Source organism: Mesorhizobium sp. M0074 (assembly GCF_040322975.1).
Taxonomy (GTDB): domain Bacteria; phylum Pseudomonadota; class Alphaproteobacteria; order Rhizobiales; family Rhizobiaceae; genus Mesorhizobium.
In genome coordinates this window covers 1-1,981 of sequence record NZ_JAMYUM010000067.1, presented here as the reverse complement: position 1 = coordinate 1,981, position 1,981 = coordinate 1, and the positions used below count along the sequence as shown (strand labels likewise).

Genomic DNA, 1,981 nt, shown 5'->3' with positions numbered 1-1,981 from the left:
GAACTTTGAACTCATGGACCGACAGGCCCGAGACGCGGTTAAGGAAAGCCCCGTTGGGACGTTTCACCAGCAGATCAAGCGGCTCGGCCAGTCAGCGCCAGACGTTGCTCCCGGGGACCCATTTAAATTTCAAAGTCTTGAGAGCAAGGGGGACGCCGCTGCGCAGCGCAGCGGGCCGCAGGAGGAATACAGTTGGCCAGAGTATCTCCCCCCTGGGAAAGCTAATGAAGACGACGCTGTTCTGGCATCGTCTTTCGTGCCAACTGGGCCCCATCACCAAGCCTCGGATCCCGCAGGGTCCTTTCGTCCCCTGAGCTGGCGCGACGGCGACCAGCGCGCGCCGGACGAGCGGATCGCTGCACAGGACAGGAGCAACCAGCTACCAAGCGAGGAGGTCCTCATCAACCGTGAGCATGATACAGCGGAGTTGAGACCAGCGAAGAGGCAAAGGACCCCGAACAGTCGTCTGCAGGACGTTGCCACTGAGCCGCAGCTGAGCGAGATCGGCAATTCAGGCGCTCGCGTGCTGATGCAGGCCCCCACCCATCAAGTGGGTGCATTGCCATGGGAGGCGCAGCCCATGATGCAAGGGAGCGGACAAGAACACGCCGCGGCGCCGTACGCCGGAGGCAGTGGGTCGATGCTGGGTGCCTCGGTGCTGCAGCCGGGTCACTCAACGGCGCGCCATCATCATGCGCCGGATTCGTCAGTGGTTGATCTGAATCCCCCCGCACCGTCCGAGTTGCGTGACCATGCTCGTTCTGTGCCGGCGGCGGTGCAGCCAGATCGCCCAAAAGTGGTCTCCGGTCCCGACAAGGGTCCTCTTTATTCCAACGATGCGACCCTTGTCGAAGGGCTGAGGTCAGCACTCTATGCCGGTAAGGTCGGGGAGATCACGGTCAAGCGCCATGTAGATATTCTTTTCGGCTTTGGTCATTGGCTCGTTGAAAATAACAAGCCGGGGATTGCGGATCGGCTTCACGATTCGTCGCTGGATCGGGATCGCAAGGAGTACGAGATCTGGGGTGGCGGCCCCTCGGCCGTGGCTGGGTCACTGGGTCGTCTCAAGACGTGGGCGGGCGGAGCGCCAGTGGTGGGCCGCCCTGCCCTGAATCCCCACCCTGCCGACGCCGTGCTCATCAGAGAGTACACAGCGGCTCTCATCAAAGCGTACGAGGCAGCGCCGACCGGGCCGAAACCCCGTACCGTTGAGGTCTATGGGTCTGCTCTTAGACGTTTCAGTCAATGCCTGGTTGAAAACAAAAAGCCGGGGATTGCGGATCGGCTTCACGAGCGGTCGCTGGATGAAGATGCCAAGCGCTATATGAAAACCGCTGACATCAGTGCACTAACTCATGTCCGGAAGTTCGCACTCGGGCGCGAAATTGCCCTTGCTGCTCGTCCGGAAGACGCAGTCGGCATGGAGGCTCGTGCCATTGGGGACGCCGCTGCGCAGACCGCGGCACAAGCTCATGGCCACGCAGGAGAGCAGGGACCCATCTCTCGAGCTCAACAAGTCGCGCCAGCGCCGTTTGAACGGCACTTGGGCAAGAAGCGTGAGGCCCAGGACGGACTGACGAGTACACTTGACAGGAGCAACCTCGTGAACAGCGGGGGCGTCATCATAAACAATGAACATTACACAGCGCTGTTGAGACCGGCGAAGAGGCAGAGGACTGATAATCCGCAAAGCCGCGCCATGGGGCGGCAACTGAGCGAAGCAACCACGACGTCCATCAGCCAAGCCTCCGATCAAGCCCGAGCGGACCTAATGGCTTCCTTCAGAAGCAGGGAGCGCTCCGACGCGGGGCGTTGAGCTCCATGGCTGGGGTCAAGCAGAACAGCTCTCTTGACGACAGAGGCGCTGATGCGATCTCCGGACCGGTAGCTCTCGCTGTAATTGATCAGGCTGGTACTGTTGGAAGGCTTGATCAGCCTCGTCACCCCAATCTCCAGCATAGCTCACTGTCACGCGGCCAAC

1 pseudogene is annotated in these 1,981 nt (G+C 61.0%); it reads left to right on the top strand.

The features are described 5' to 3' along the window. A pseudogene (locus NKJ73_RS33950) lies at positions 1-1,816 on the top strand (hypothetical protein); the annotation flags it as partial. Positions 1,817-1,981: the final 165 nt, after the last annotated feature.